1 protein-coding gene is annotated in these 699 nt (G+C 33.0%); it reads right to left on the reverse strand.

Annotated elements, in window-relative coordinates; translation table 11 throughout:
* The coding region (locus HMPREF2953_RS08555; RefSeq protein WP_070672864.1) for an SAUGI family uracil-DNA glycosylase inhibitor at positions 1 to 244 on the reverse strand (244 nt) is incomplete at its 3' end.
* Positions 245 to 699 lie beyond the last annotated feature (455 nt).

A 699-nucleotide genomic window follows, 5' to 3' on the forward strand; every position in this document is an offset into this window, starting at 1 on the left:
CAATGCTGATGAGTTGGTTATTGGCGTACATAAGAAATGGATAGATACTTAGCTCATGTAGCTCATCATTATAGTAGGTATAAGTTTCAAGTGTAAGATGTGCAAGTGGAGAACCATTAATAAAACGTTCTGGTAGAATATTTTCTGCTGCTTCCTCAAGTGCTTCACATTCCCATGTTTCGTTGTTAGATAGTTGGAATAGACGAGTTATATATTGTTTGAGTTCTTGAGTGATTGTTTCCATATCATTGCCTCCTAGATAGTGTGATAGTGATGTAGTTCATATACATCACTGAGATAATATATATTTGATTTATCATTTATTACGAATCCCGGTGGGAATATGAGAAAATTCCAATCAAAAACACGTGATAAACGTTGGTGTAACAAGGAAATCCCGGAATCCCACTCATTTTGACGAACAATCAACTCATTATTTATAAGTATTAATAATTGTGCTGGGTCACTATTTCCTTATATATATTATTTATTTATAAAGAATAACGGGATTTTGGGATTGTGCTTGCACAATCCTTCTGCTTCTTCGAATCTGCAAATCCCATTCCTTTACCGGTAAAAAATCATCGTGGGATGTTCTTTAGCAATTTCAATATAAGCTTCGTGTAGTTATGAAAATAATTACGACAATGACTGTTTCATTAGATAAGTGTTATTGAAATTGATAAAGAGAATTCTTAA

Origin of the sequence: Staphylococcus sp. HMSC072E01 (genome assembly GCF_001814125.1) — a bacterium.
Classification (GTDB): Bacteria; Bacillota; Bacilli; order Staphylococcales; family Staphylococcaceae; genus Staphylococcus; species Staphylococcus hominis.